This window comes from Pseudomonas sp. St29 (assembly GCF_001547915.1).
Classification (GTDB): Bacteria; Pseudomonadota; Gammaproteobacteria; order Pseudomonadales; family Pseudomonadaceae; genus Aquipseudomonas.
In genome coordinates, this window is record NZ_AP014628.1 from 6,158,350 (window position 1) to 6,181,350 (window position 23,001).

Below are 23,001 nucleotides of genomic sequence, written 5' to 3' on the forward strand. Positions count from 1 at the left end.
TTTGCCCGCCAAGACCTTCAGTGGATAGGGTGTTATGTCCGGAAAAGCGCAACAGCAGTCTCGCCTCAAAGAGTTGATCAGCCGTGGACGTGAGCAGGGTTACCTGACTTACGCGGAGGTCAACGACCACCTGCCGGAGGATATTTCAGATCCGGAACAGGTGGAAGACATCATCCGCATGATCAACGACATGGGGATCAACGTATTCGAGAGTGCTCCGGATGCGGATGCCCTTTTGTTGGCCGAAGCCGACACCGACGAAGCAGCAGCTGAAGAAGCCGCCGCAGCGTTGGCGGCTGTGGAAACCGACATTGGTCGCACTACCGACCCAGTGCGCATGTACATGCGCGAAATGGGCACGGTAGAGCTGCTCACACGTGAAGGCGAAATCGAAATCGCCAAGCGTATCGAAGAGGGCATCCGTGAAGTGATGGGCGCAATCGCGCACTTCCCTGGCACGGTTGATCACATCCTCGCCGAATACACTCGCGTCACCACCGAAGGTGGCCGCCTGTCTGACGTTCTCAGCGGGTACATCGATCCGGACGACGGTATTACGCCGCCTGCCGCCGAAGTGCCGCCGCCTGTCGACACCAAAACCGCGAAGGCGGATGACGACAGCGACGACGAAGAAGCTGAAGCGACCGAAGACGAAGAAGAAGCCGAAAGCGGTCCGGATCCTGTTATCGCCGCACAGCGCTTTGGCGCTGTCGCCGATCAGATGGAGATCACCCGCAAGGCGCTGAAGAAGCACGGCCGCGAGAACAAGCAAGCCATCGCCGAAATGCTGGCCCTGGCCGAATTGTTCATGCCGATCAAACTGGTTCCGAAGCAATTCGAAGGCCTGGTTGAACGCGTACGCAGCGCCCTGGATCGCCTGCGTCAGCAAGAGCGCGCCATCATGCAGCTCTGCGTGCGTGATGCCCGCATGCCGCGTGCCGACTTCCTGCGCCAGTTCCCGGGCAACGAAGTGGATGAAAGCTGGACCGACGCCCTGGCCAAAGGCAAGACCAAATACGCCGAAGCCATTGCCCGCCTGCAGCCGGACATCATCCGTTGCCAGCAGAAGCTGACCGCTCTTGAAGTCGAAACCGGCTTGAAGATCGCCGAGATCAAGGACATCAACCGTCGCATGTCGATCGGTGAGGCCAAGGCCCGCCGCGCGAAGAAAGAGATGGTTGAAGCCAACTTGCGTCTGGTGATCTCCATCGCCAAGAAGTACACCAACCGTGGCCTGCAATTCCTCGATCTGATCCAGGAAGGCAACATCGGCTTGATGAAAGCGGTGGACAAGTTCGAATACCGTCGCGGCTACAAGTTCTCGACCTATGCCACCTGGTGGATCCGTCAGGCGATCACTCGCTCGATTGCCGACCAGGCCCGCACTATCCGTATTCCGGTGCACATGATCGAGACGATCAACAAGCTCAACCGCATTTCCCGGCAGATGCTGCAGGAAATGGGTCGTGAACCGACGCCGGAAGAGCTGGGCGAACGCATGGAAATGCCTGAGGACAAGATCCGCAAGGTATTGAAGATCGCCAAAGAGCCGATCTCCATGGAAACCCCGATCGGTGATGACGAAGACTCCCATCTGGGCGACTTCATCGAAGACTCGACCATGCAGTCGCCAATCGATGTGGCCACCGTTGAGAGCCTCAAAGAAGCGACCCGCGAAGTACTCTCCGGCCTCACTGCCCGTGAAGCCAAGGTCCTGCGCATGCGCTTCGGCATCGACATGAATACCGACCACACCCTCGAGGAGGTTGGTAAGCAGTTCGACGTGACCCGTGAACGGATTCGTCAGATCGAAGCCAAGGCGCTGCGCAAGCTGCGCCACCCGACGCGAAGCGAGCATCTGCGCTCCTTCCTCGACGAGTAAGCCCAAGACCCCCAGCCCAGCTGGGGGTTTTGCTTTTTGCAGATCCTCGCTCTCCCTCGCCGCATAGCCCGTCTACACTCGAAACATTCCCCGTGCCATAACGAGACGGTTATGCCCAGACTGTCGGCCATGCTACTGCTGGCGCTGCTTACCTGGACGGCAACGGCTGGCGCGCTGACTCTCACCGATGAAGAACGTGGCTGGCTCAAGGCTCACCCGCAACTGCGCCTGGGGGTAGATGCCTCCTGGCCGCCATTCGAATATCGAGACGAGGAAGGTCGCTACCAGGGCCTTGCAGCGGACTACATCCACCTGATCCAGGAACGCCTGTCGGTGAGCCTGACGCCCATCGAGCCCGCCAGCTGGACCGAGGTACTCGAGGACGCCAAGCAGGGCAAGCTGGACCTGCTGCCCGGGATCATGTCGACACCGGAGCGCCAGAGCTACATGGCGTTCACCCGCCCCTACCTTGATTTTCCCATCGTCATCCTCGCCCACAGCGGCGGTGCGCAACCGCGCAACCTTCAGGACCTTTACGGCCTGAAAGTGGCCGTGGTGGAAAACTACGCCCCCCACGAACTGCTGCGCACCCATCATCCGGACCTGAACCTGGTCGCCCTGCCCAACATCAGTTCCGCACTGCAGGCCCTGGCCACCGACGAAGTGGACGCCGTGGTCGGTGACCTGGCCTCCAGCGTCTGGAGCCTGCGCCAGCTCAAGCTCGAGGGCCTGTATGTCAGCGGCGAAACCCCCTATCGCTACCAGTTGGCGATGGGCGTCCCGCGCGACAGCAAGATCCTGGTGGGCATTCTCGACAAAGTGCTGGCCGACCTCAGCCCCGATGAAATCAGTGCCATTCAGCAACACTGGGTCGGCAGCGTGCTCGACCATCGAACCTTCTGGTCCGACGTGCTGCTCTATGGGCTGCCCGGGCTGCTCCTGCTGGTCACCGTGCTCGCGGTGGTGATCCGTATCAACCGCCGCCTGAGCTCGGAGATCTCCCGCAGGGTGGCCCTGGAACAGGAGCTGCGCAGCAGCGAATACCACTATCGCAGCCTGGTGGAGAGCCTGTCCGCCATCGCCTGGGAAGCCCGCGTCAGCGACTTCACCTACAGCTACGTCTCGCCCCACGCCGAAGCGCTGCTGGGCTATCCCCTGGCTCACTGGCTGGTTCCCGGGTTCTGGCGCAACATCATCCACCCCGCCGACCTGACCCGGGCCCAGGCGTTCTGCGACCATGAGGTCCAGGCCGGGCGCGACCACAGCCTCGACTACCGGGTGATCACCGCCGACGGTCGCTGTCTCTGGGTACGCGACATCGTCAGCCTGATCGAGCACGGCCAGGAACCGGTGATGCGCGGGCTGATGATCGACATCAGCGAAGCCAAGCACACCGAAGAAGCGCTACGCCTGTCCGAGCAGAAGTTCGCTTCGGTGTTCCAGCAGTGCCCGGACATCCTGGTCATCGCACGCCTGTCCGACGGCTGCCTGCTGGAGGTCAACAAGGCCTTCGAGGAACAGATCGGCCTGAGTGCCGAAACGGTCATCGGCCAGACCGCCACCGAGCTGAACATCTGGGGGATCCCGGGGGTCGGCCCCAGCCTCTTGCAGCGCTTGCAGGCCGGCAGCATCCGCAACCTGGAGATGCCCTTTCGCCGCCACAGTGGCCAGTTGTTCACCGGGCTGATCTCCGCCGAGCCCTTTGACCTCGACACCACCCCGGCGCTGGTGGTGGTGGTGCGCGATATCAGCCAGCTCAAGGAAACCCAGCAGCAACTGCAGACCTCCGAAGAGAAGTTCGCCAAAGCCTTCCACGCCTCCCCGGACGGACTGCTGTTGAGCCGCCAGCGCGATGGCCTGCTGATCGAGGTCAACGAGGGCTTCAGTCGCATCACCGGCTTCAATAGCGCCGTGTCACTGGACCGCTCGACCCTGGAACTGGGAATCTGGGTCAATCTCAACGAACGCAAACAGATGCTCGATCTGCTGCAACGCGACGGCTACGTCCGCGACTTCCGTTGCCATATTCGCCGCAACGATGGCCAGATCCGCCTTTGCGAGCTGTCCAGCCGGCCGCTGCCCATCGGCGAAGAAGACTGCATGCTGACCATCGCCCGGGACATTACCGATCGCCAGCAAATGCAGGAAAAACTGCAACAGGCCGCCACAGTGTTCGAAAGCACCGCCGAGGGCGTGATGATCACTGATACCCAGCAGCGCATCAGCGCGGTCAATCGGGCCTTCAGCGAAATCACCGGCTACAGCGAAAGTGAAACCCTGGGCCAGACCCCGCGCCTGCTGGCATCGGGGCTGCACGACAGCGCCTTCTACGCCGCGATGTGGCATCAACTGACCCTGGAAGGCCACTGGCAGGGCGAGATTTCCAACCGCCGCAAGAACGGAGAGCTCTACCCCAACTGGTTGACCATCAACGCCGTGCGCAACAAGGAGCGGCAGATCACCCATTTCGTGGCGGTATTCGCCGATATCTCCAGCCTCAAGCACGCCCAGGCACGGCTCGACTATCAGGCCCACCACGACCCCCTGACCGGCCTGCCCAATCGCACCCTGTTCGAAAGTCGCCTGCTGGCCGCGCTCAACGGCCAGCAGGACAGCGGCGGCCAGGGCGCGGTGCTGTTCCTCGACCTGGATCGCTTCAAGCACATCAACGACAGCCTCGGCCACCCGGTGGGCGATCTGCTGCTCAAGGGCATCGCCGTGCGCCTCAAGGAACAGCTACGAGACATCGACACCGTGGCTCGCCTGGGCGGGGACGAATTCATCATCCTGCTGCCCGGGCTGCACCAGGCCAGCGATGCCGACCACATCGCCACCAAGTTGCTGAACTGCTTCACCGCGCCGTTCCAGGCCGGTGAACATGAGTTCTTCATCAGCGCCAGCATCGGCACCAGCCTCTACCCCAAGGACGGTTGCGACGTCGCCACCCTGATCAAGAACGCCGATGCCGCCATGTACCGCTCCAAGGCCAAGGGCCGCAACCGCGTGGAACGCTACACCCGCGACCTGACCGCCCAGGCCAGCGAGCGGGTGGCCCTGGAACACGAACTGCGTCGGGCCATCGAACGCGATGAGCTGTCGCTGTACTTCCAGCCCAAGATCAGCCTCAGCAACCACGAACTGGTGGGCGCCGAGGCGCTGATCCGCTGGCACCACCCCACCTTCGGCGATGTCCCGCCCGAGCACTTCATTCCCCTGGCCGAAGAAAACGGCATGATCCTGCTGATCGGCGACTGGGTCCTGGAACAGGCCTGCCAGCACCTGCATAGCTGGAACCAGCACTACGAGCACTTCGGACCGCTGTCGGTGAACCTGGCCGGCGCCCAGTTGCGCCAACCCAATCTCTTGGGCCGCATCGAACAACTGCTGCGCGACTACGACCTGCAGCCTGGTTTGCTGCAACTGGAGATCACCGAGAACTTCATCATGAGCCAGGCCGAAGAAGCCCTGGAGGTGTTGCACCAGCTCAAGCGCCTGGGGGTGCAACTGGCCATCGACGACTTCGGCACCGGCTACTCGTCCCTGAGCTACCTCAAGCGCCTGCCCCTGGATTTCCTCAAGATCGACCAGTCCTTCGTCCGTGGCCTACCGGACGACCCCCACGACGTGGCGATTGTCCGCGCCATCATCGCCCTGGGTCGCAGCATGCAATTCACGGTGATCGCCGAAGGGGTGGAAGACCATGACCAGCAGACCTTCCTCGCCCAGGAAGGCTGCGAGCAGATCCAGGGCTACATCGTCAGTCTGCCCCTTGAGGCAGATGAGTTCTGTGCGGCCTTCCTGCGGATCCGGGTTTCCGATTTTTCGGATAGCACAGCCGAGAAACCATCGTTATAATCCGCCGCCTACTGAGGGCCTATAGCTCAGTTGGTTAGAGCAGAGGACTCATAATCCTTTGGTCCACGGTTCAAGTCCGTGTGGGCCCACCAAATTGAAAGCCGCGCAATGCGCGGCTTTCGCGCTTCTACGGTTCGAAAGACCTCGAATTAAAATCTGCTGACCGTCCACAAAACGTCCACATCAGCCGCTTGAATCGCTCAGGCTTGGGTGTTGTCCAGGATGAACTCGATCAGCGCCCGGGATGCGGCTGACAATTGCCGGTGAGGCGGGTAAATAATCGAGAACGGCCGACTGCGCCCACTCAATTGCGCAAGTATTTCCACCAATTGCCCGCGCTGAATTTTGTCCCGGACGATGAAATCATAGGTCTGGCAGATGCCCAGACCGCTTTCCGCCAGCGAAACGATCCCCAGAACATCATCCGAAACCTCCACATTGGCTTGCGGTAGCCATTCGATATTTTTCCCGTCAAGACAGAACAACCACGATCCGACCTTGCCACTGCTGGGCATGATGAATGGCAGACAAACGTGCTCGCCTAACATCTCAAGCGTCGTAGGGATGCCGGCGCGAGCCAGGTATTGGGGAGACGCGACGAGGCAAAGCCGCGCATCTTCCAGTTTGCGGCCCACCAGACCACTGTCCGGCAACTGCCCCAGACGAATCGCCAGATCGTAGCCTTCGGCGACTAGGTCGACATTGCGATTGGTGATGCTCAGTTCCACCCGCACAGCCGGGTATTGCCGGGCAAACTCACTGAGCAGCGGTGGCAGACGATGATGCCCGTAAGTCGTTGGGACGCTCATCCGAACGCGCCCGCTCAACTCGCCTTCCTGGCCGCAAATATTGCGCTCCGCCTCTTCAATCTGTGAAAAGGCCAAACGGGTTTGTTCCAGGTACAACTTGCCGGCGTCTGTCAGGCTGAGCCTTCGGGTAGTACGTCGCAACAATTGCACGCCAAGGCGCGACTCGAGCCTCGTCAACGCCCGGCTGAGCACCGAAGGCGTGGTCGCCAGGGCAGTGGCAGCAGCACTGACAGTGCCCTGCTCCACCACGCGAATAAAGGCTTCCACATCCCCAAGATGGTCAAATCTACGCGCCATTATTGCCTACAAAGTCCAAATGAATTCCATTTTAGGTAGTTTATCGCCAAATCATACATCAATAGAGTATCCAGGCAGGGGCGGCAACCGTTCGCCCGATAAATTCTGGACACGACATGAGAAAACTGACCCGTATTGCATTAGCCATGGCCCTCGCCAGCACCAGCCTGGCAGCCAGCGCTGACAACGTGCTTGTGGTGCTTTCCGATTCGGCGAAGCTCGATTTGAAGGACGGCAAGGTCTTTGCCACCGGCTTCTACCTGAACGAGCTTTTGCAACCGGTAAAGATGCTGCTCGACGCTGGCCATAACGTCACCTTTGCCACCCCGAACGGCAACGCGCCGACAGTGGACAAAACGTCCATCGATAAAATGTACTTCAACAACGATGAGGCAGCGCTTCAGACCTATAAGAACTTGCTTGATCAACTGAAACTGACCTTGCCGGAACAGTCACCGGTCATCAGCCTTTCTCGGGTAGAGCAGATCGGTTATGCGCACTTTGATGCGGTCTACATTCCCGGCGGCCACGCCCCCATGCAGGACCTGCTCCACAGCCGTCAGCTGGGTCGCTTGCTGGCGAATTTCCATGGACAAGACAAGACCACCGCACTCGTCTGCCATGGCCCGATCGCCCTGCTGTCGACCTTGCCTGACGCCGAAAAATTCACCCGCCAACTCCAGAGTGCGAAACCTGAGAGGGGCAGCGCCGACTGGATTTATGCGGGCTACAAGATGACCGTTATCAGCAATAAGGAAGAGGAAGAAGCCAAAGGTCTGCTCAACGGTGGTGTTATGAAGTTCTACCCGCAAACCGCGCTGGAACAAGCCGGTGGGGTGTACCGCAGCAACACTTCCAATTGGACGCCTAATGTGGTCATCGATCGCGAGTTGATCACTGGCCAGAATCCAGCCTCGGCCATTGAGGTCGGCAAGGCACTGCTCGATCGATTGAAATAACACGACTGCAGCACTGCGCCCTCCCTCGACCCCGGTTTCTGACGGGTATTTGGAGCACTGTAATGAAACCTCACACTGTCCTTATTACTGGTGCGTCAGTCGGTAAAGCGACTTTCTAACGACAACATTTGCGGCTCAGCCGCTCCAGCGAATTCCCCGACTGTGCCAGTGGGCACTGCCACCGGCATTGCTCCTTCAGCTTGAACTCTAGAGAAAAAATCATGACGCCCTCATCCGCAAACCAACACAAACCACTATTGATGGTCCTCACCAGCCACGCCAGCAAAGGCGATGGTGGCGAGCCGACGGGCTTTTACCTCGCCGAAGTCACCCACCCGCTTGCCGTACTCGAAGCGGCCGGCTTTACAATCGAGTTCGCCTCGATCCAGGGCGGCGAACCTCCGGTCGATGGTCTCGACCTAAATGATGTCACCAACGCACGCTACTGGAACGACAGTCGCTTTCGCGCCGCCATTGCTAACACACAACGCCTGGACGCCCTGGATGCGTCGAAGTACGCCGCTATCTTCTTTACCGGCGGCCACGGTGCGATGTGGGATTTCCCGACTAGCCCTGCCGTGCAAAGCATGACCCGCGACCTCTTCGAAGCCGGTGGTGCAGTGGCCGCAGTCTGTCACGGCCCCGCGGCACTGGTGAACGTGACGCTCAGCGATGGCAGCTACCTGGTTGCCGGCAAAAACCTCAGTGCGTTTACCGACGACGAAGAACGTGCGGTCAAGCTCGACAACATCGTGCCTTTCTTGCTGGCCAGCACCCTGAGTGCGCGTGGTGCGCATCATCACGGCGCAGCAAACTGGACTGCCAACGTGGTGGTCGATGGTCGGCTCGTCACGGGACAAAACCCTCAATCCGCCACCGGAGTGGGTGAAGCGCTACGCGATCTGCTGCTCGTTCAGCCAAGCTGTTATCGCTGATGCAGAATTAACCCGGATGCCGACTTAACGCTGCACCATTAGTGGTCAGCTCAAATTCAGACCTGCTAATACTTACAACGCCAAGGCAGGCCCCTGGGCACCACCGCCATCGCCAGCCATTTCTTGCCCCCATGAAAAAGCCGCGCATTGCGCGGCTTTTCACTGTGTCGCCGGCTGTCCTTATTTGGGCAGCGCGTAGGCAATCACATAGTCACCGCGATCGGTCGACTGCCGTGCGCCACCGGCCGTGAGCAGGATGTACTGGCGCCCGGTCTTGGGCGATACGTAAGTCATCGGGCCCGACTGGCTACCCACTGGCAGGCGCGCTTTCCAGATTTCATTACCGTTGCCGGTATCGAAGGCCCGCAGGTAGAAGTCCTGGGTGCCGGCGAAGAACAGCAGGCCGGATTGGGTCGCCAGAGACGCGCCAAGAGTCGGCATGCCAATCGGGATCGGCAGGTGCATGCGAATCCCCAGCGGGCCGGTGTCCTGCACGGTGCCCACCGGCACCTGCCACATCAGTTTGCGGGTCTTCAGGTCGATGGCCGACATGGTGCCGAACGGCGGCTTCTGGCAGGGAATGCCCACCGCCGAGAGGAAGCGCTGGCGCATGGCGCCGAACGGCGTACCTTCCTGGGGCACCACGCCCATTTCGATGCCACTGGCACCGGCGCCAATCTGCTCCCGAGGGATCATGTAGTTGGCCAGGCCCAGGCGCATGTCGTTGACGAACATGTAGTGGCTGGTCGGATCCACCGACACGCTGCCCCAGTTCATGCCACCCAGGGAGCCGGGGAACTGCAGTGCGTGATCCAGGCCAGGCGGGGTGTACACGCCCTCATGGCGCATGCCCTTGAACTGGATGCGGCACAGCAGCTGGTCGAACGGAGTCGCGCCCCACATGTCGGACTCGGTCAGCGTCTGATTGCCAATCGATGGCATTTCCACCGAGAACGGCTGGGTCGGCGAATAACGCTCCCCCGGCACATTGCCCTGGGGCACCGGACGCTCTTCGACCCGGGCAATCGGCTTGCCGGTTTCGCGGTTGAGCAGGAAGATCTCGCCCTGTTTGGTGACCTGGGCCAATGCCGGTTGCACGCCGCCCTTATCGTCCGGAATGTCGTACAGCAGCGGCTGCGCCGGCAGGTCGAAATCCCAGAGGTCGTGGTGGGTGGTCTGGAAATGCCAGCGCACCTGGCCGGTCTTCACGTCGAGGGCGACGACCGAGGAGCTCCACTTGTCATCGAACTCGCTGCGCTGACCGCCGAAGAAGTCCGGCGTGGCGTTGCCGGTGGGCAGGTACACCAGGCCCAGCTTGGCGTCATAGGACATCGCCGACCAGACGTTCGGGGTGCCACGGGTATAGGTTTCACCCGCCGGCGGACGTTTGGTGGTGGCCGGGTTGCCCGGGTCCCAGGCCCACATCAGATCGCCGCTGCGCACATCAAAAGCCCGCACAACGCCTGGCGGCTCGCCCGTGGAGAAGTTGTCCGCCACCCGGCCGCCGACGATGACCACGGTGCCCGCCACCAGGGGCGTCGAGGTTTGCTGGTAGTAACCCGGCTTGATCTCGCCCATGTCGGTTTTCAGATCGACCGTGCCCTGGTGGCCGAAGTCTTCACAGGGCTTGCCGGTTTCAGCATCGAGCGCAATCAGGCGCGCATCGCCGGTCGGCAGGAACAGGCGCCTGGTGCAAGCCGCAGGAGCAGCGGCGGGCGCCGAGGACTGGCTTACCGGGACCGCGGAGGCGTCGAAATAGCCCAAGCCACGGCAGCGCTGCCAGTTGGGTGCATAGCCTTGCGGGTCGAACTTCCAGCGCTCGGCGCCGGTGTCGGCGTCCAGGGCGAACACCTTACCGTAGGCGGTGCAGGTGTAGACGGTATCGCCGATCTGCAGCGGGGTGTTCTGGTCTTCGGCGCCGGCGCCGGTGCTTTGGGGCAGGTCACCGGTGCGGAAGGTCCAGGCCACTTGCAGTTGGCCGATATTGCCCTTGTTGATCTGGTCCAGGGCAGCAAAGCGGTTGCCCGCCGTGGTGTTGCCCCAGTGGGCCCAGTCTTTCTGCTGCTCGGCGGGAGCCACCGGCTGGATGGCCGGTACGCTGTCGGCCTTGACCACATGGGTCGGCACGAACATGTAGGCCAGGGTCGCCACTATGCCAACGCCCAGCAGCCCCGCCAGCCCATGAGCCGCACGCCCGGCGCGGGCACCGGAGGCGCGCATCAGGGTCGGATAGATCAGCGCCACCACCAGGCCGATCACGGCAAAGGTCAGCACCCGCGAAACCAGCGGCCAGTATTCCAAGCCGGCATCCCAGACCGCCCAGATCGCGGTCAGCACCAGGGCCACGCCGTACAGTCTGGCGCCACGAGGATTGGCCCGGGCAATCAGAATGCCGGACACCAGCATCGCCAGGCCCATCAACAGGAAATAGGCGCTGCCTCCCAGACTCAGGAGATAGCCACCGCCTCCCGCCAGGCCCAGCCCGATCAGGGCAATCAGAATGCCCAACCCCGCCAGGAGCCATCGGCTGCCGGTGGCAGCCCCCGTGTTTTTCATGTCAAACCTCTGCCATTTGTAAAACTAGGCAGCGAGAATGTACTAACTGGTTACTTATGACAACTTGTCGCAGGCTATTTGTTTCAAAAAAAGTCCCGATGGCGAAAGCTCAGTCCCTGGCCAGAACAGACAATCGGCAGCAGCAGCCAGGGTTTGCCCGAGGCTGTAACATGCTCGCTCCCTCGATAGCCGTGCTGGAGCCCCCCTTGTCCGATAGCCGCCCTCCCGTTCTTGATGAAGTCGATCGCCAACTGATCGCCGCCCTGCAGATCAATGCCCGCGAAAGCGTGGCCATGCTGGCCCGGCAGCTGGGTATTGCCCGCACCACCGTGACTTCGCGTCTGGCGCGCCTGGAAAAGACCCGGGTCATCACCGGCTACGGTGTGCGCCTGGGTCAGAGGGTGGTCGACGGCGGCTTGCAGGCGTATGTGGGGATCAAGGTCCAGCCGCGCTCCGGCAAGGAAGTGCTGCGGCGCCTGAGCGGCATGGCTCAGGTCCAGCAACTGTGCGCGGTGAGCGGCGAGTTCGATTACGTGGCCTGGCTGCGCACCGACTCGCCGGAACAGTTGGACCAATTGCTGGACCAGATCGGCAGCGTCGACGGCGTGGAAAAGACCACCACCTCGATCATCCTCAGCAGCAAGATCGATCGCGGGCATGCGCTCTGAAGCCCCACAGCTGAAAGCGCTCCATCGTCAATCTGAATCATCTCTTCGTCAGGTTGATAAATAACAATGCATAACGACGACAGTTTGCGTCTTATTTACGTGTTTCCCCCTCTCTAGAATGGCTGCCATCTTTTCCTATACTCAGCACTCTGCTGAGCCGCCCGCCAAGGTCAGCCATGAACAAGAACAATCGCCATCCTGCAGACGGTAAAAAACCGATCACCATCTTCGGCCCGGATTTTCCTTTCGCCTTTGACGACTGGATCGAGCACCCCGCCGGCCTGGGTAGCATCCCCGAAGCCCAGCACGGCACCGAAGTGGCCATCGTCGGCGCGGGTATCGCCGGCCTGGTCGCCGCTTACGAACTGATGAAACTGGGCCTCAAGCCGGTGGTCTATGAAGCGTCGAAAATGGGTGGCCGCCTGCGCTCCCAGGCCTTCGAAGGCGCCGAAGGCATCATCGCCGAACTCGGTGGCATGCGCTTTCCGGTGTCGTCCACGGCCTTCTATCACTACGTCGACAAGCTCGGCCTTGAGACCAAGCCCTTCCCCAACCCGCTGACCCCGGCGTCGGGCAGCACGGTCATCGATCTCGAAGGCCAGACCCACTACGCCCAGAAACTCGCCGACCTGCCGGCCCTGTTCCAGGAAGTCGCCGACGCCTGGGCCGACGCCCTGGAGGACGGCTCGCGCTTCAGCGAGATCCAGCAAGCCATCCGCGATCGCGACGTGCCGCGCCTCAAGGAGCTGTGGAACACCCTGGTGCCGCTGTGGGACGACCGCACCTTTTACGACTTCGTCGCCACCTCCAAGGCCTTTGCCAAACTGTCGTTCCACCATCGTGAAGTGTTCGGCCAGGTGGGCTTCGGCACCGGCGGCTGGGACTCGGACTTCCCCAACTCGATGCTGGAAATCTTCCGCGTGGTCATGACCAACTGCGACGATCACCAGCATCTGGTGGTCGGCGGCGTCGAACAGGTGCCCCTGGGCATCTGGCGCCACGTGCCGGAGCGTTGCGCCCACTGGCCGGCCGGCACCAGCCTCAGCTCGCTGCACCATGGCGCGCCACGCACCGGAGTCAAGCGCATTGCCCGGGCCGCCGACGGCCGCTTCAGCGTCACCGACAACTGGGGCGATACCCGGGAATACGCGGCGGTCCTGACCACCTGCCAGAGCTGGCTGCTAACCACCCAGATCGAATGCGAAGAGTCGCTGTTCTCGCAGAAGATGTGGATGGCCCTGGACCGCACCCGCTACATGCAGTCGTCGAAGACCTTCGTCATGGTCGACCGGCCGTTCTGGAAGGACAAGGACCCGGAAACCGGCCGCGACCTGATGAGCATGACCCTCACCGACCGCCTGACTCGCGGCACCTACCTGTTCGACAACGGCGACGACAAGCCGGGGGTGATCTGCCTGTCCTACTCGTGGATGAGCGACGCCCTGAAGATGCTCCCGCAGCCGGTGGAAAAGCGCGTGAAGCTGGCCCTGGACGCCTTGAAGAAGATCTACCCGAAAGTCGACATCGCCAGCCGCATCATCGGCGATCCGATCACCGTGTCCTGGGAGGCCGATCCGCATTTCCTCGGTGCCTTCAAGGGCGCGCTGCCGGGCCATTACCGCTACAACCAGCGCATGTACGCGCACTTCATGCAGGACGACATGCCGGCCGAACAGCGCGGCATCTTCATCGCCGGCGATGACGTGTCCTGGACCCCGGCCTGGGTCGAGGGCGCGGTGCAGACCTCGCTCAACGCCGTGTGGGGCATCATGAAGCACTTCGGCGGCGCCACCCATCCCGAGAACCCGGGACCGGGGGACGTGTTCCACGAAATCGGACCGATTGCCCTGGCGGACTGAGCAACGGACCATGGCGCGCGGCAAGTCCCTGGCGGGGCTTATCGCCGCCTGCGCCAGCCGCTACAGTGGTCGGCCAGTCAGTCAGAGGAGTGAAGACCATGCACGTCGCCTTGTACCAGTGCCCGCCCGCGCCACTGGATGTGGCCGGTAACCTGCAGCGCCTGCACCGGGTGGCCATGGAGGCCACGGATGCCGATTTGCTGGTGCTGCCGGAGATGTTCCTCAGCGGCTACAACATCGGTGCCGAAGCGGTCGGCGCCCTGGCCGAGGCCCAGGACGGCCCCTCGGCCCAGCGCATCGCCGCCATCGCCCAGGCCGCCGGCACGGCGATTCTCTACGGCTACCCGGAGCGCAGCAGCGACGGCCAGATCTACAACGCCGTGCAGTTGATCGACGCCCAGGGCCAGCGCCTGTGCAACTACCGCAAGACTCATCTGTTCGGTGATCTGGATCACTCGATGTTCAGCGCCGGTGCGGATGACTTCCCCCTGGTGGAGCTCAACGGCTGGAAGCTCGGCTTCCTGATCTGCTACGACATCGAATTTCCGGAGAACGCCCGGCGCCTGGCCCTGGCCGGTGCCGAGCTGATCCTGGTGCCGACGGCAAACATGATTCCCTACGACTTCGTCGCCGATGTGACGATTCGCGCCCGGGCCTTCGAAAACCAGTGCTATGTGGCCTACGCCAACTACTGCGGCCGGGAAGAGCAGATCCGCTATTGCGGCCAAAGCTCCATCGCCGCCCCCGACGGCAGCCGGATCGCCCTGGCCGGGCTGGACGAAGCCCTGATCATCGGCACCCTGGATCGTACGCTGATGAACCAATCCCGGGCGCTGAACCGCTACCTTGCCGATCGTCGCCCCGAGCTATACGACGACCTGAGCAAGCGCTGATCCGCCCATATCCGCTAGCATGGGCGCCTCTCTGTTCTGGAAGTGCTCATGCCCGCGCTGAACCACCCCCTGCCTCACTTGCAAACCCTGGCCAACGGCCTGCGGGTGTCCCTGCGTCATGCCCCTCACCTGAAACGTTGCGCCGCGGCACTGCGGGTCTGCGCCGGCAGCCACGATGCGCCGGCGGCGTGGCCGGGGCTGGCGCACTTTCTGGAGCACCTGCTGTTTCTCGGCACCGAGCGCTTTCCTGCCGAACAGGGGCTGATGGCCCATGTGCGAAACCAGGGCGGACAGCTCAATGCCAAGACCTGTGAACGTGCGACCGAGTTCTTCTTCGAACTGCCGCCCAGTGCTCTTGCCGCCGGTATGGAACGCCTGTGCGACATGCTCGCCCACCCGCGCCTGGACCTTGATGACCAGCGCCGGGAGCGGGAAGTGCTGCACGCGGAATTTATCGCCTGGTCCCGGGATCAGGCGGCGCAGCGTCAGTTCGCGCTGTTCGACGGTCTGTCTGGCGCTCATCCGCTGCGGGCCTTCCATGCCGGCAACCGTTACAGCCTGAACCTGGCCAGCCGCGGTTTTCAGCAAGCGCTACAGCAGTTTCATCAAAAGTTTTACCAGGCCGGGCAAATGACCCTGAGCCTGGTCGGCCCCCAGCCTCTGGAAGAACTTCGCGAACTGGCCGAACGCTACGGCGCGACTCTGGCCCAGGGCCGGCATCTTGAGCAGCGCCGACCTCCCGCGCTGTTGCCGAGCGGCACCCGCAGCTATCAACAGCTCGAGGCACAACGCCTGGACCTGCTGTTCGCCTTCGAACAACTGCCCGACGGCGCAGCACCCGCCCTGGACTTTCTCTGTACCTGGCTGCAATCGGCCAAGCCGGGAGGGCTGCTTGCCGGGCTCCAGCAACGCCAGTTGGCCCAGGGCCTGAAGGCACAGACGCTGTATGAATTTGCCGGGCAGGCCTTGTTGCACCTGCAGGTGACCCTTAGCACCCGGGCAACGACAGCCGCGGCCCAGGTCAGCGAGCTGCTCGGAGACTGGCTGGGCTTCTTCAGGGCCCAGGGCGATTGGCCCGAGCTGCGGGAGGAATATGCCTTGCTGCAACAACGCCCGTTGCAGGTCGCCAGTGCTCTGGCATTGGCCCAGCGGGACAGCCGCCAGAGCATCGGTGAGCTGAATGCGCAGGGGCTCGCGGCGCTCAAGGCGGTGCTTGCACAGTTGCAGCCCCAGGTTGTGGATAACTTCAGCAGCGAATGGCGCCTGCCAGCGGCCAACCCTTTCCTGCGCAGCGCTGCCGAGGCGCCGCGGGCGGGACTGATTCGTGGACAGACCAGTGCACACCGCGGGCTGCGCACCTTCGCGCAGGATCGCTCGCGAAGCCGCCGAGAAACCTCGGCGCTGCACCTGAGCCAGGCCCTGCCCACGGACGGTCATGAAGGGGCCCTGATTCTACGTTGGCGCCTGGCCTCGCCCGCTCCGGCCGGCTTGCACGAACGGCTGCAGTACAGCCTCGCGCCCCTGCGCAGCGACGCCGCCCAGGCCGGTGTGCAATTGAGCTTTGCCAGCGCTGGCGAAGACTGGTTGCTGACACTCACTGGCCTGCAGCCCCCCCTGCCGGCGGTGCTGCAACAGGCCTTGATACAACTGACCCAGCCCGTCGACTCGTTCTGGCAGGAGAACCCTGCCGCCCCGGACGAAGCACCGTTGATGCCAATCCGGCGGCTGCTCAAGGCCTTCAGCGAGCAGCCACAAGCCACCGACGCCCGCTGCACGCAGGCATCGGATCTGCAAGCACTGTGGGCCGACGCCCGCTGGGATGGCCTGGCCCTGGGGTTGCCCGCAGGCATTCAGGAGGCCCTTGGTCGAGTGCTGCAGCGGATGCCCGGCAGTGCGGATGCCGGGCTCTGCCAGCCGCCGGCAGCCGAGGCCGTCCACCGCTGGCAGAGCCTGCCCGGGGATGCCGGGGAACAGGCGCTGTTGCTGTTCTGCCCCACGCCCGGCCCGCGACTGGCCGATGAAGCGGCCTGGCGCCTGCTGGGCCAGCTCTGCCAGACGCCGTTCTATCAACGCCTGCGGGTGGAGTTGCAGCTGGGCTATGCGGTGTTCAGCGCCGTGCGCCAGCGCAACGGCCAGACCGGCCTGCTGTTCGGCGTGCAATCGCCTAGCGCGACGCTCAGCGAAATCCTTCAGCACGTGGAGCAATTTCTCCAGCAATGGCCGGAGCATCTGCGCACGCTCGACGAGGCGTTCTGGAACGAACAGCGACAGGCTTTGGCCCAGCAGTTCCAGGCCTCGCTGCTGCCCCTGGAACAGGCTGCGCAATGGCTCTGGCAGGCGCGACTGGCCGGCCATCCGTCGGATTACCTGACGCAACTGCATGCCAGCATCCTGGCCCTCACGCCCGACACCGTGATTCAGGCCGCCCAGGCCCTGCAGGCGGCAGCCGGTGGCTGGACACTACTGGCCACCGGGCCTTGCCCGGGAGCCCCTTGGCAAGTGGCGCAATGATCATTACCGGCGCTGCAATGAGCTTTCTTAAGATTTGCAGGCAACCTTTTGCGGGAATTTAGTAAGATAGCCCCCTAAGCATCTGAACATCTCCCGCCGGAGGTGGACTATATGTATAGGCAATACCCGTCCCACCCACCTCAAAGGAGCATTTTTATGACCTGGTCCAAACCTGCTTACACCGACCTGCGTATCGGCTTCGAAGTCACCATGTACTTCGCCAGCCGCTGATTTCTGCCTCTGGCCGAAACACGCAGCGCAACGCCTCGGCCCGTCCGGGGCGTTTTTATTTTCAGTTGCCCACCTTGTTCACGTCGTCACCCCGGGAGTGTCCATGTTTGTCCAGATTCTAGGTTCCGCCGCCGGCGGTGGTTTTCCGCAGTGGAACTGCAACTGCGTGAACTGCGCAGGGTTTCGCGACGGCAGCCTGCGGGCCCAGGCCCGCACCCAATCGTCCATCGCCATTTCCGATGACGGGGTGAACTGGGTACTGTGCAACGCCTCCCCGGACATCCGCGCCCAACTGCAGGGCTTCGCCCCCATGCAACCGGGCCGGGCCCTGCGCGATAGCGGAATCGGCGCCATCATCCTGATGGACAGCCAGATCGATCACACCACCGGCCTGCTCAGCCTGCGTGAAGGCTGTCCGCATCAGGTCTGGTGCACCGACATGGTCCACGAAGACCTGAGCACCGGCTTTCCGCTGTTCAAGATGCTCAGCCACTGGAACGGCGGCCTGAACTGGAACCGCATCGAACTGGACCAGAGCTTCAGCATCCCCGCCTGCCCCAACCTGCGCTTCACGCCGCTGCCCCTGCGCAGCGCGGCGCCGCCCTATTCTCCGCACCGTTTCGACCCGCACCCGGGGGACAACATCGGCCTGATCGTCGAAGACCTGCGCAGCGGCGGCAAACTCTTCTATGCCCCGGGCCTGGGCAAAGTCGATGCGCCCCTGCTGGAGATCATGGCCGCCAGCGACGTGCTGCTGGTGGACGGCACCCTGTGGGAAGACGATGAAATGCAGCGCCGTGGCGTCGGCACACGCACCGGCCAGGAAATGGGCCACCTGGCGCAGAACGGTCCCGGCGGCATGCTCGAGGTGCTGGAGCAACTGCCCCGCCAGCGCAAGGTGCTGATCCACATCAACAACACCAACCCGATCCTCGACGAAGACTCCGCCGAACGTGCCGAACTGGTACGTCGAAAGGTGGAAGTGGCTTACGACGGAATGAGTATTGAGCTGTAGGCCATATCGCCTACAAGCTCGCTTTGCGTAGGAGCGGGCTTGCCCGCGAAAGGACAGCCCCCCGGAGAACACACATGACCGACACCCCCCTGTCCCCTGCCGAGTTCGAGCAGGCACTGCGCGCCAAGGGCGCCTATTACCACATCCATCACCCCTATCACGTGGCGATGTATGAAGGCCGGGCAAGCCGCGAACAGATCCAGGGCTGGGTCGCCAACCGCTTCTACTACCAAGTGAACATCCCCATGAAGGATGCGGCGATCCTCGCCAACTGCCCGGACCGGGAAGTTCGCCGCGAGTGGATCCAGCGCCTGCTGGACCACGACGGCGCCCCCGGTGAGGACGGCGGCATCGAGGCCTGGCTGCGCCTGGGCCAGGCGGTGGGCCTGGACCCGGAGCAACTGCGTTCCCAGGAACTGGTACTGCCCGGGGTGCGCTTCGCCGTGGACGCCTACGTCAACTTCGCCCGCCGCGCCAGTTGGCAGGAGGCCGCCAGCAGCTCGCTGACCGAGCTGTTCGCCCCACAGATCCACCAGTCGCGCCTGGACAGCTGGCCCCAGCATTACCCGTGGATCGACCCGGCCGGCTACGAGTACTTCCGCACCCGACTGGGCCAGGCCCGGCGCGATGTGGAACACGGCCTGGCGATCACCCTGCAGCACTACACCACCCGTGCCGGCCAGGAACGCATGCTGGAAATTCTCCAGTTCAAACTGGACATCCTTTGGAGCATGCTCGACGCCATGAGCATGGCCTATGAACTGAACCGCCCGCCTTATCACAGCGTTACCGATCAGCGGGTCTGGCATAAAGGGATCCCTCTATGAGTTTCGACCGCAGCAAGACCCCACGCTGGCGCCCCGGCTACCGCTTCCAGTACGAACCGGCACAAAAGGGCCACGTGCTGCTGTACCCGGAAGGCATGATCAAGCTCAACGACAGTGCGGCACTGATCGGCGGCCTGATCGACGGCGAGCGGGACGTGGCGGCGATCATCCAGGAGCTTCAGGTGCAGTTCCCCGGAGTGGCCGAGCTCGGTGACGATATCGAGCAGTTCATGGAGGTCGCCCGTGCCCAGCACTGGATCGAACTCGGCTGAAGCCGTCGTGCCCGACAAACCGCCAGTCGGCCTGCCACTGTGGTTGCTGGCCGAGCTGACTTACCGCTGTCCGCTGCAATGCCCCTACTGCTCCAATCCCCTGGATTTCGCCGAGCAGGGCAAGGAGCTGAGCACCGAACAATGGATCAAGGTGTTTCGCGAAGCGCGGGAGATGGGCGCCGCGCAGCTGGGCTTTTCCGGCGGTGAGCCTCTGGTGCGCCAGGACCTGGCCGAACTGATCGGCGAGGCGCGCAAGCTGGGTTTCTACACCAACCTGATCACCTCCGGCATCGGCCTCACCGAACAGAAGATCAGCGACTTCAAGAAAGCCGGCCTGGACCACATCCAGATCAGCTTCCAGGCCAGCGACGAGCAGGTGAACAACCTGCTGGCCGGCTCGAAGAAAGCCTTCGCGCAGAAGCTGGAAATGGCCCGTGCGGTCAAGGCCCACGGTTACCCGATGGTGCTGAACTTCGTCACCCACCGGCACAACATCGACAGAATCGACCGCATCATCGAGCTGTGCATAGCCCTGGAAGCCGACTTCGTCGAGCTCGCCACCTGCCAGTTCTACGGCTGGGCCCAGCTCAACCGCGTCGGCCTGCTGCCGACCAAGGAGCAGCTGGTGCGCGCGGAACGCATTACCAACGAGTACCGCGCCAAGCTGGAAGCCCAGGGCCATCCCTGCAAACTGATCTTCGTCACCCCGGACTACTACGAAGAGCGCCCCAAGGCCTGCATGAATGGCTGGGGCAGCATCTTCCTCACCGTGACCCCGGACGGCACCGCCCTGCCCTGCCACGGCGCGCGGCAGATGCCGGTGCAGTTCCCCAATGTGCGCGACCACAGCATGCAGCACATCTGGTACGACTCCTTCGGCTTCAACCGCTATCGCGGCTACGACTGGATGCCCGAGCCGTGCCGCTCTTGCGACGAGAAGGAAAAGGACTTCGGTGGCTGCCGCTGCCAGGCCTTCATGCTCACGGGGGATGCCAGCAATGCCGACCCGGTGTGCAGCAAATCGGAACACCACGGGATGATTCTCAAGGCCCGCGAAGAATCCGAAACCGCCACCCAAACCATTGAGCAACTGGCCTTTCGCAATGAACGAAACTCACGCCTCATCGCCAAGGGTTGAGCCCTTCAGCGCCAACCAGGCCACCGCCGCCGGAACCGATTTTGCCGAACTGCAACTGACGCCCCACGGCCTGTTCTGGAATGAATACCGTCCCGCAGACGCCAGTTGCCGGATCTGGCATTGGCAGCAAGGCCAGGCCCGTTGCCTGACCCCGGCGGGTTTCAGCGCCCGCAGCCGGGTCTACGAATATGGCGGCGGCGCCTTCTGCATCAGCGGCGAACACCTGGTGTTCGTCAATGACGCAGACCAGCAGCTGTATCGCCAGCCCCTGGCCGGCGGCGCGCCAGAAGCCCTGACCCGGGGCGCTTGCCGCTACGGTGATCTGCAGGCTCACGCCGATCAGGTCCTGGCCGTGGAAGAGTGCGCCAACGAGCACCGGCTGGTGGCCATCGACCTCAACGACGGGGGTCGGCAGCTGCTCGCCGCCGGGGCCGACTTCTATGCCGCTCCGACCTTGAGCGCCAACGGCCAACGCCTGGCCTGGATCGAATGGGATCGCCCCCATCAGCCCTGGACCTGCACTCGCCTGATGCTCGCCGAACGCCAAGGCGACGGCACCTGGGGTGAACCGCGCTGCGTAGCCGGGGACGGCGAGCAGGAATCCCTGCAGCAGCCACGCTTCGACCAGGACCAGCAACTCTACTGCCTGACCGATCGCCAGGGTTTCTGGCAACCCTGGGCCGAGTCCGGCAGCGGCTTGCGACCGCTGCCCTGTGCCGCGGCCGATCACGCGCCAGCGCCCTGGCAGCTGGGCTGCAGCACCTGGATGCCCCTGGGCGGTGACGCCTGGTTCGGCAGCTGGACCGAGAATGGCTTCGGCCGTCTCGGCCTGCACCACGCCGACGGTGCGCAACAGGACTTCAGTGGCGACTACAGTCGCTTTCGCGGCCTGGCGCTGGATCAGCGCTACCTGTATTGCATCGCCGCCTCCCCCGTCAGCCCCTCGGCCGTGATCACCATCGAGCGGGAAACCCGGCAGGTACAGGTACTGGCCGGCGGCGTGGCGCCGCTGCCGGCGGAACACATCAGCCGTCCGCAAACCCTGTGCTACCCCAGCGGCGACGGCCAGGCCCACGGTTTCTTCTATCCGGCCATGAACGGGGTCAAGCGACCGCCCCTGGTGGTGTTCATCCACGGAGGTCCGACCTCGGCCTGCTATCCGATACTCGATCCGCGCATCCAGTTCTGGACCCAGCGCGGCTTCGCCGTGGCCGATCTGAACTACCGGGGCAGCAGCGGCTATGGCCGGGCCTATCGCCAGGCCCTGCACCTGCGCTGGGGCGAAGTGGATGTGGAAGATGCCTGCGCGGTGGTGTCCTACCTGGACCAGCAAGGGCTGATCGACCCACGGCAGGCATTCATCCGTGGCGGCAGCGCGGGGGGCTATACCACCCTCTGTGCCCTGGCTTTCGCCAAGGTGTTCTGTGCCGGCGCCAGCTTGTACGGGGTCAGCGACCCCATTGCCCTCAGCCGTTCCACGCACAAGTTCGAGGGCGACTATCTGGACTGGCTGATCGGCGATCCGCAGCAGGACCGGCAGCGCTATCTGGCCCGCACACCGCTGCTGCACGCCGGCGACATCCGCGTCCCGGTGGTGTTTTTCCAGGGCGAGCTGGACGCCGTGGTGGTGCCGCAACAAACCCGCGACATGCTCAAGGCGCTCAAGGACCAGGGCATTGCCGCCGAGGCGCATTACTACCCGGATGAACGCCACGGCTTTCGCAAGGCGGACAATCAGGCTCACGCCCTGGAGCAGGAGTGGCGGTTCTATCAGAAGGTGCTGCAGGCGCAGCCTTGAGCAAGGCCCGCCCGTTCCAGCGGAACGGGCGGGCCGGACCATCAGCGTTTGGCGATGATGTAGACCGCGTGAACGATACCGGGGATGTAGCCACACAGGGTCAGCAGGATGTTCAGCCAGAAAGCGCCGCCAAAGCCCACTTGCAGAAATACCCCCAGGGGCGGCAAGAGAATGGCGAAGATGATGCGGATCAAGTCCATAGGGCAGCTCCTGTTGGAAATCGGCTCGGTTGAGCCTTGCCTGCAATCGACCCCGGCCGCGGGCCAGGGTTCAGAACAATCACCCGCCAGCCCGCAGGGCGGTCTTGTTGCAGTGGCTCTGCCCCAATGGCATTCAGCCGATGACAGCGACGGCCCGGGTCGATAGGCGCAACGAGCCAGCAAGCGACCGAGGTTTCAAGGGCCACACCGGACGCTGAACAACACGGAGACAAAAAAACGCCCCGTGCGAAAAATCGGACACGGGGCGATGCGTTATACCGCGAGACGGTTCAGGA

The 23,001-nt window shown here is 63.0% G+C and carries 17 protein-coding genes and 1 tRNA gene; 15 read left to right on the forward strand and 3 right to left on the reverse strand.

Going from position 1 to position 23,001, the window contains the following annotated elements; genetic code table 11:
• Window positions 1–34 precede the first annotated feature (34 nt).
• From rpoD to PST29_RS27535, 3 genes are all read left to right on the forward strand, one after another.
• A complete protein-coding gene (gene rpoD, locus PST29_RS27525; protein WP_016967955.1) occupies window positions 35–1,882 on the forward strand; it encodes an RNA polymerase sigma factor RpoD in 1,848 nt (615 codons plus the stop codon).
• Window positions 1,883–1,993: 111 nt separating this feature from the next.
• Window positions 1,994–5,737, forward strand: coding sequence for an EAL domain-containing protein (locus PST29_RS27530; protein ID WP_060844792.1), 3,744 nt, complete (start codon window positions 1,994–1,996; stop codon window positions 5,735–5,737).
• A gap of 15 nt (window positions 5,738–5,752) precedes the next feature.
• Window positions 5,753–5,829, forward strand: a tRNA-Ile gene (locus PST29_RS27535).
• 108 nt (window positions 5,830–5,937) lie between these two features.
• Here the strand turns inward: PST29_RS27535 and PST29_RS27540 are convergent.
• Complete coding sequence (locus PST29_RS27540; protein WP_060841385.1) at window positions 5,938–6,843, reverse strand: LysR family transcriptional regulator; 906 nt, start codon at window positions 6,841–6,843, stop codon at window positions 5,938–5,940.
• 116 nt (window positions 6,844–6,959) lie between these two features.
• On the opposite strand from PST29_RS27540, the gene PST29_RS27545 reads away from it, so the two are divergent.
• Both PST29_RS27545 and PST29_RS27550 read left to right on the forward strand, forming a co-directional pair.
• On the forward strand, window positions 6,960–7,802 hold the full coding sequence (locus PST29_RS27545; RefSeq protein WP_060841386.1) for a type 1 glutamine amidotransferase domain-containing protein: 843 nt from the start codon (window positions 6,960–6,962) through the stop codon (window positions 7,800–7,802).
• A 221-nt stretch (window positions 7,803–8,023) separates the two neighbouring features.
• A complete protein-coding gene (locus tag PST29_RS27550) occupies window positions 8,024–8,737 on the forward strand; it encodes a type 1 glutamine amidotransferase domain-containing protein (RefSeq protein ID WP_060841387.1) in 714 nt (237 codons plus the stop codon).
• 180 nt (window positions 8,738–8,917) lie between these two features.
• Here PST29_RS27550 and PST29_RS27555 read toward each other — a convergent pair whose 3' ends face one another.
• Entirely contained in the window at window positions 8,918–11,293 is a 2,376-nt protein-coding gene (locus tag PST29_RS27555; RefSeq protein ID WP_060844793.1) for a glucose/quinate/shikimate family membrane-bound PQQ-dependent dehydrogenase, read from the reverse strand.
• A gap of 206 nt (window positions 11,294–11,499) precedes the next feature.
• On the opposite strand from PST29_RS27555, the gene PST29_RS27560 reads away from it, so the two are divergent.
• The 10 genes from PST29_RS27560 to PST29_RS27600 all read left to right on the forward strand — a co-directional run bounded on the left by PST29_RS27560 (window position 11,500) and on the right by PST29_RS27600 (window position 22,505).
• A complete protein-coding gene (locus PST29_RS27560; RefSeq protein WP_011063845.1) occupies window positions 11,500–11,961 on the forward strand; it encodes an Lrp/AsnC family transcriptional regulator in 462 nt (153 codons plus the stop codon).
• Window positions 11,962–12,137: 176 nt separating this feature from the next.
• The gene (locus tag PST29_RS27565; RefSeq protein ID WP_047306368.1) at window positions 12,138–13,820 is read left to right on the forward strand and encodes a flavin monoamine oxidase family protein; all 1,683 of its coding nucleotides are present in this window, start codon (window positions 12,138–12,140) and stop codon (window positions 13,818–13,820) included.
• Window positions 13,821–13,918: 98 nt separating this feature from the next.
• Window positions 13,919–14,713, forward strand: a complete 795-nt coding sequence (locus PST29_RS27570) for a carbon-nitrogen hydrolase family protein (RefSeq protein WP_060841389.1) — start codon at window positions 13,919–13,921, stop codon at window positions 14,711–14,713.
• Window positions 14,714–14,761: 48 nt separating this feature from the next.
• Window positions 14,762–17,224 (forward strand): pyrroloquinoline quinone biosynthesis protein PqqF, encoded by a 2,463-nt coding sequence (gene pqqF, locus PST29_RS27575; protein WP_060844794.1) that lies wholly within the window; start codon window positions 14,762–14,764, stop codon window positions 17,222–17,224.
• Between the two features lie 156 nt (window positions 17,225–17,380).
• The gene (gene pqqA, locus PST29_RS31365; RefSeq protein ID WP_003194766.1) at window positions 17,381–17,455 is read left to right on the forward strand and encodes a pyrroloquinoline quinone precursor peptide PqqA; all 75 of its coding nucleotides are present in this window, start codon (window positions 17,381–17,383) and stop codon (window positions 17,453–17,455) included.
• A gap of 103 nt (window positions 17,456–17,558) precedes the next feature.
• Window positions 17,559–18,470, forward strand: coding sequence for a pyrroloquinoline quinone biosynthesis protein PqqB (pqqB, locus tag PST29_RS27580; RefSeq protein ID WP_060841391.1), 912 nt, complete (start codon window positions 17,559–17,561; stop codon window positions 18,468–18,470).
• 74 nt (window positions 18,471–18,544) lie between these two features.
• Window positions 18,545–19,297, forward strand: a complete 753-nt coding sequence (gene pqqC / locus PST29_RS27585; RefSeq protein WP_060841392.1) for a pyrroloquinoline-quinone synthase PqqC — start codon at window positions 18,545–18,547, stop codon at window positions 19,295–19,297.
• Window positions 19,294–19,569, forward strand: coding sequence for a pyrroloquinoline quinone biosynthesis peptide chaperone PqqD (gene pqqD, locus PST29_RS27590; protein WP_016964625.1), 276 nt, complete (start codon window positions 19,294–19,296; stop codon window positions 19,567–19,569). The genes pqqC and pqqD overlap by 4 nt, the downstream gene beginning before the upstream one ends.
• Complete coding sequence (gene pqqE, locus PST29_RS27595) at window positions 19,541–20,707, forward strand: pyrroloquinoline quinone biosynthesis protein PqqE (RefSeq protein WP_060844795.1); 1,167 nt, start codon at window positions 19,541–19,543, stop codon at window positions 20,705–20,707. Before pqqD ends, pqqE begins: the two co-directional genes overlap by 29 nt.
• Complete coding sequence (locus PST29_RS27600) at window positions 20,673–22,505, forward strand: S9 family peptidase (RefSeq protein WP_060844796.1); 1,833 nt, start codon at window positions 20,673–20,675, stop codon at window positions 22,503–22,505. The genes pqqE and PST29_RS27600 overlap by 35 nt, the downstream gene beginning before the upstream one ends.
• A 41-nt stretch (window positions 22,506–22,546) precedes the next feature.
• Here PST29_RS27600 and PST29_RS31370 read toward each other — a convergent pair whose 3' ends face one another.
• Window positions 22,547–22,705, reverse strand: a complete 159-nt coding sequence (locus PST29_RS31370; RefSeq protein ID WP_011063854.1) for a YqaE/Pmp3 family membrane protein — start codon at window positions 22,703–22,705, stop codon at window positions 22,547–22,549.
• Window positions 22,706–23,001 lie beyond the last annotated feature (296 nt).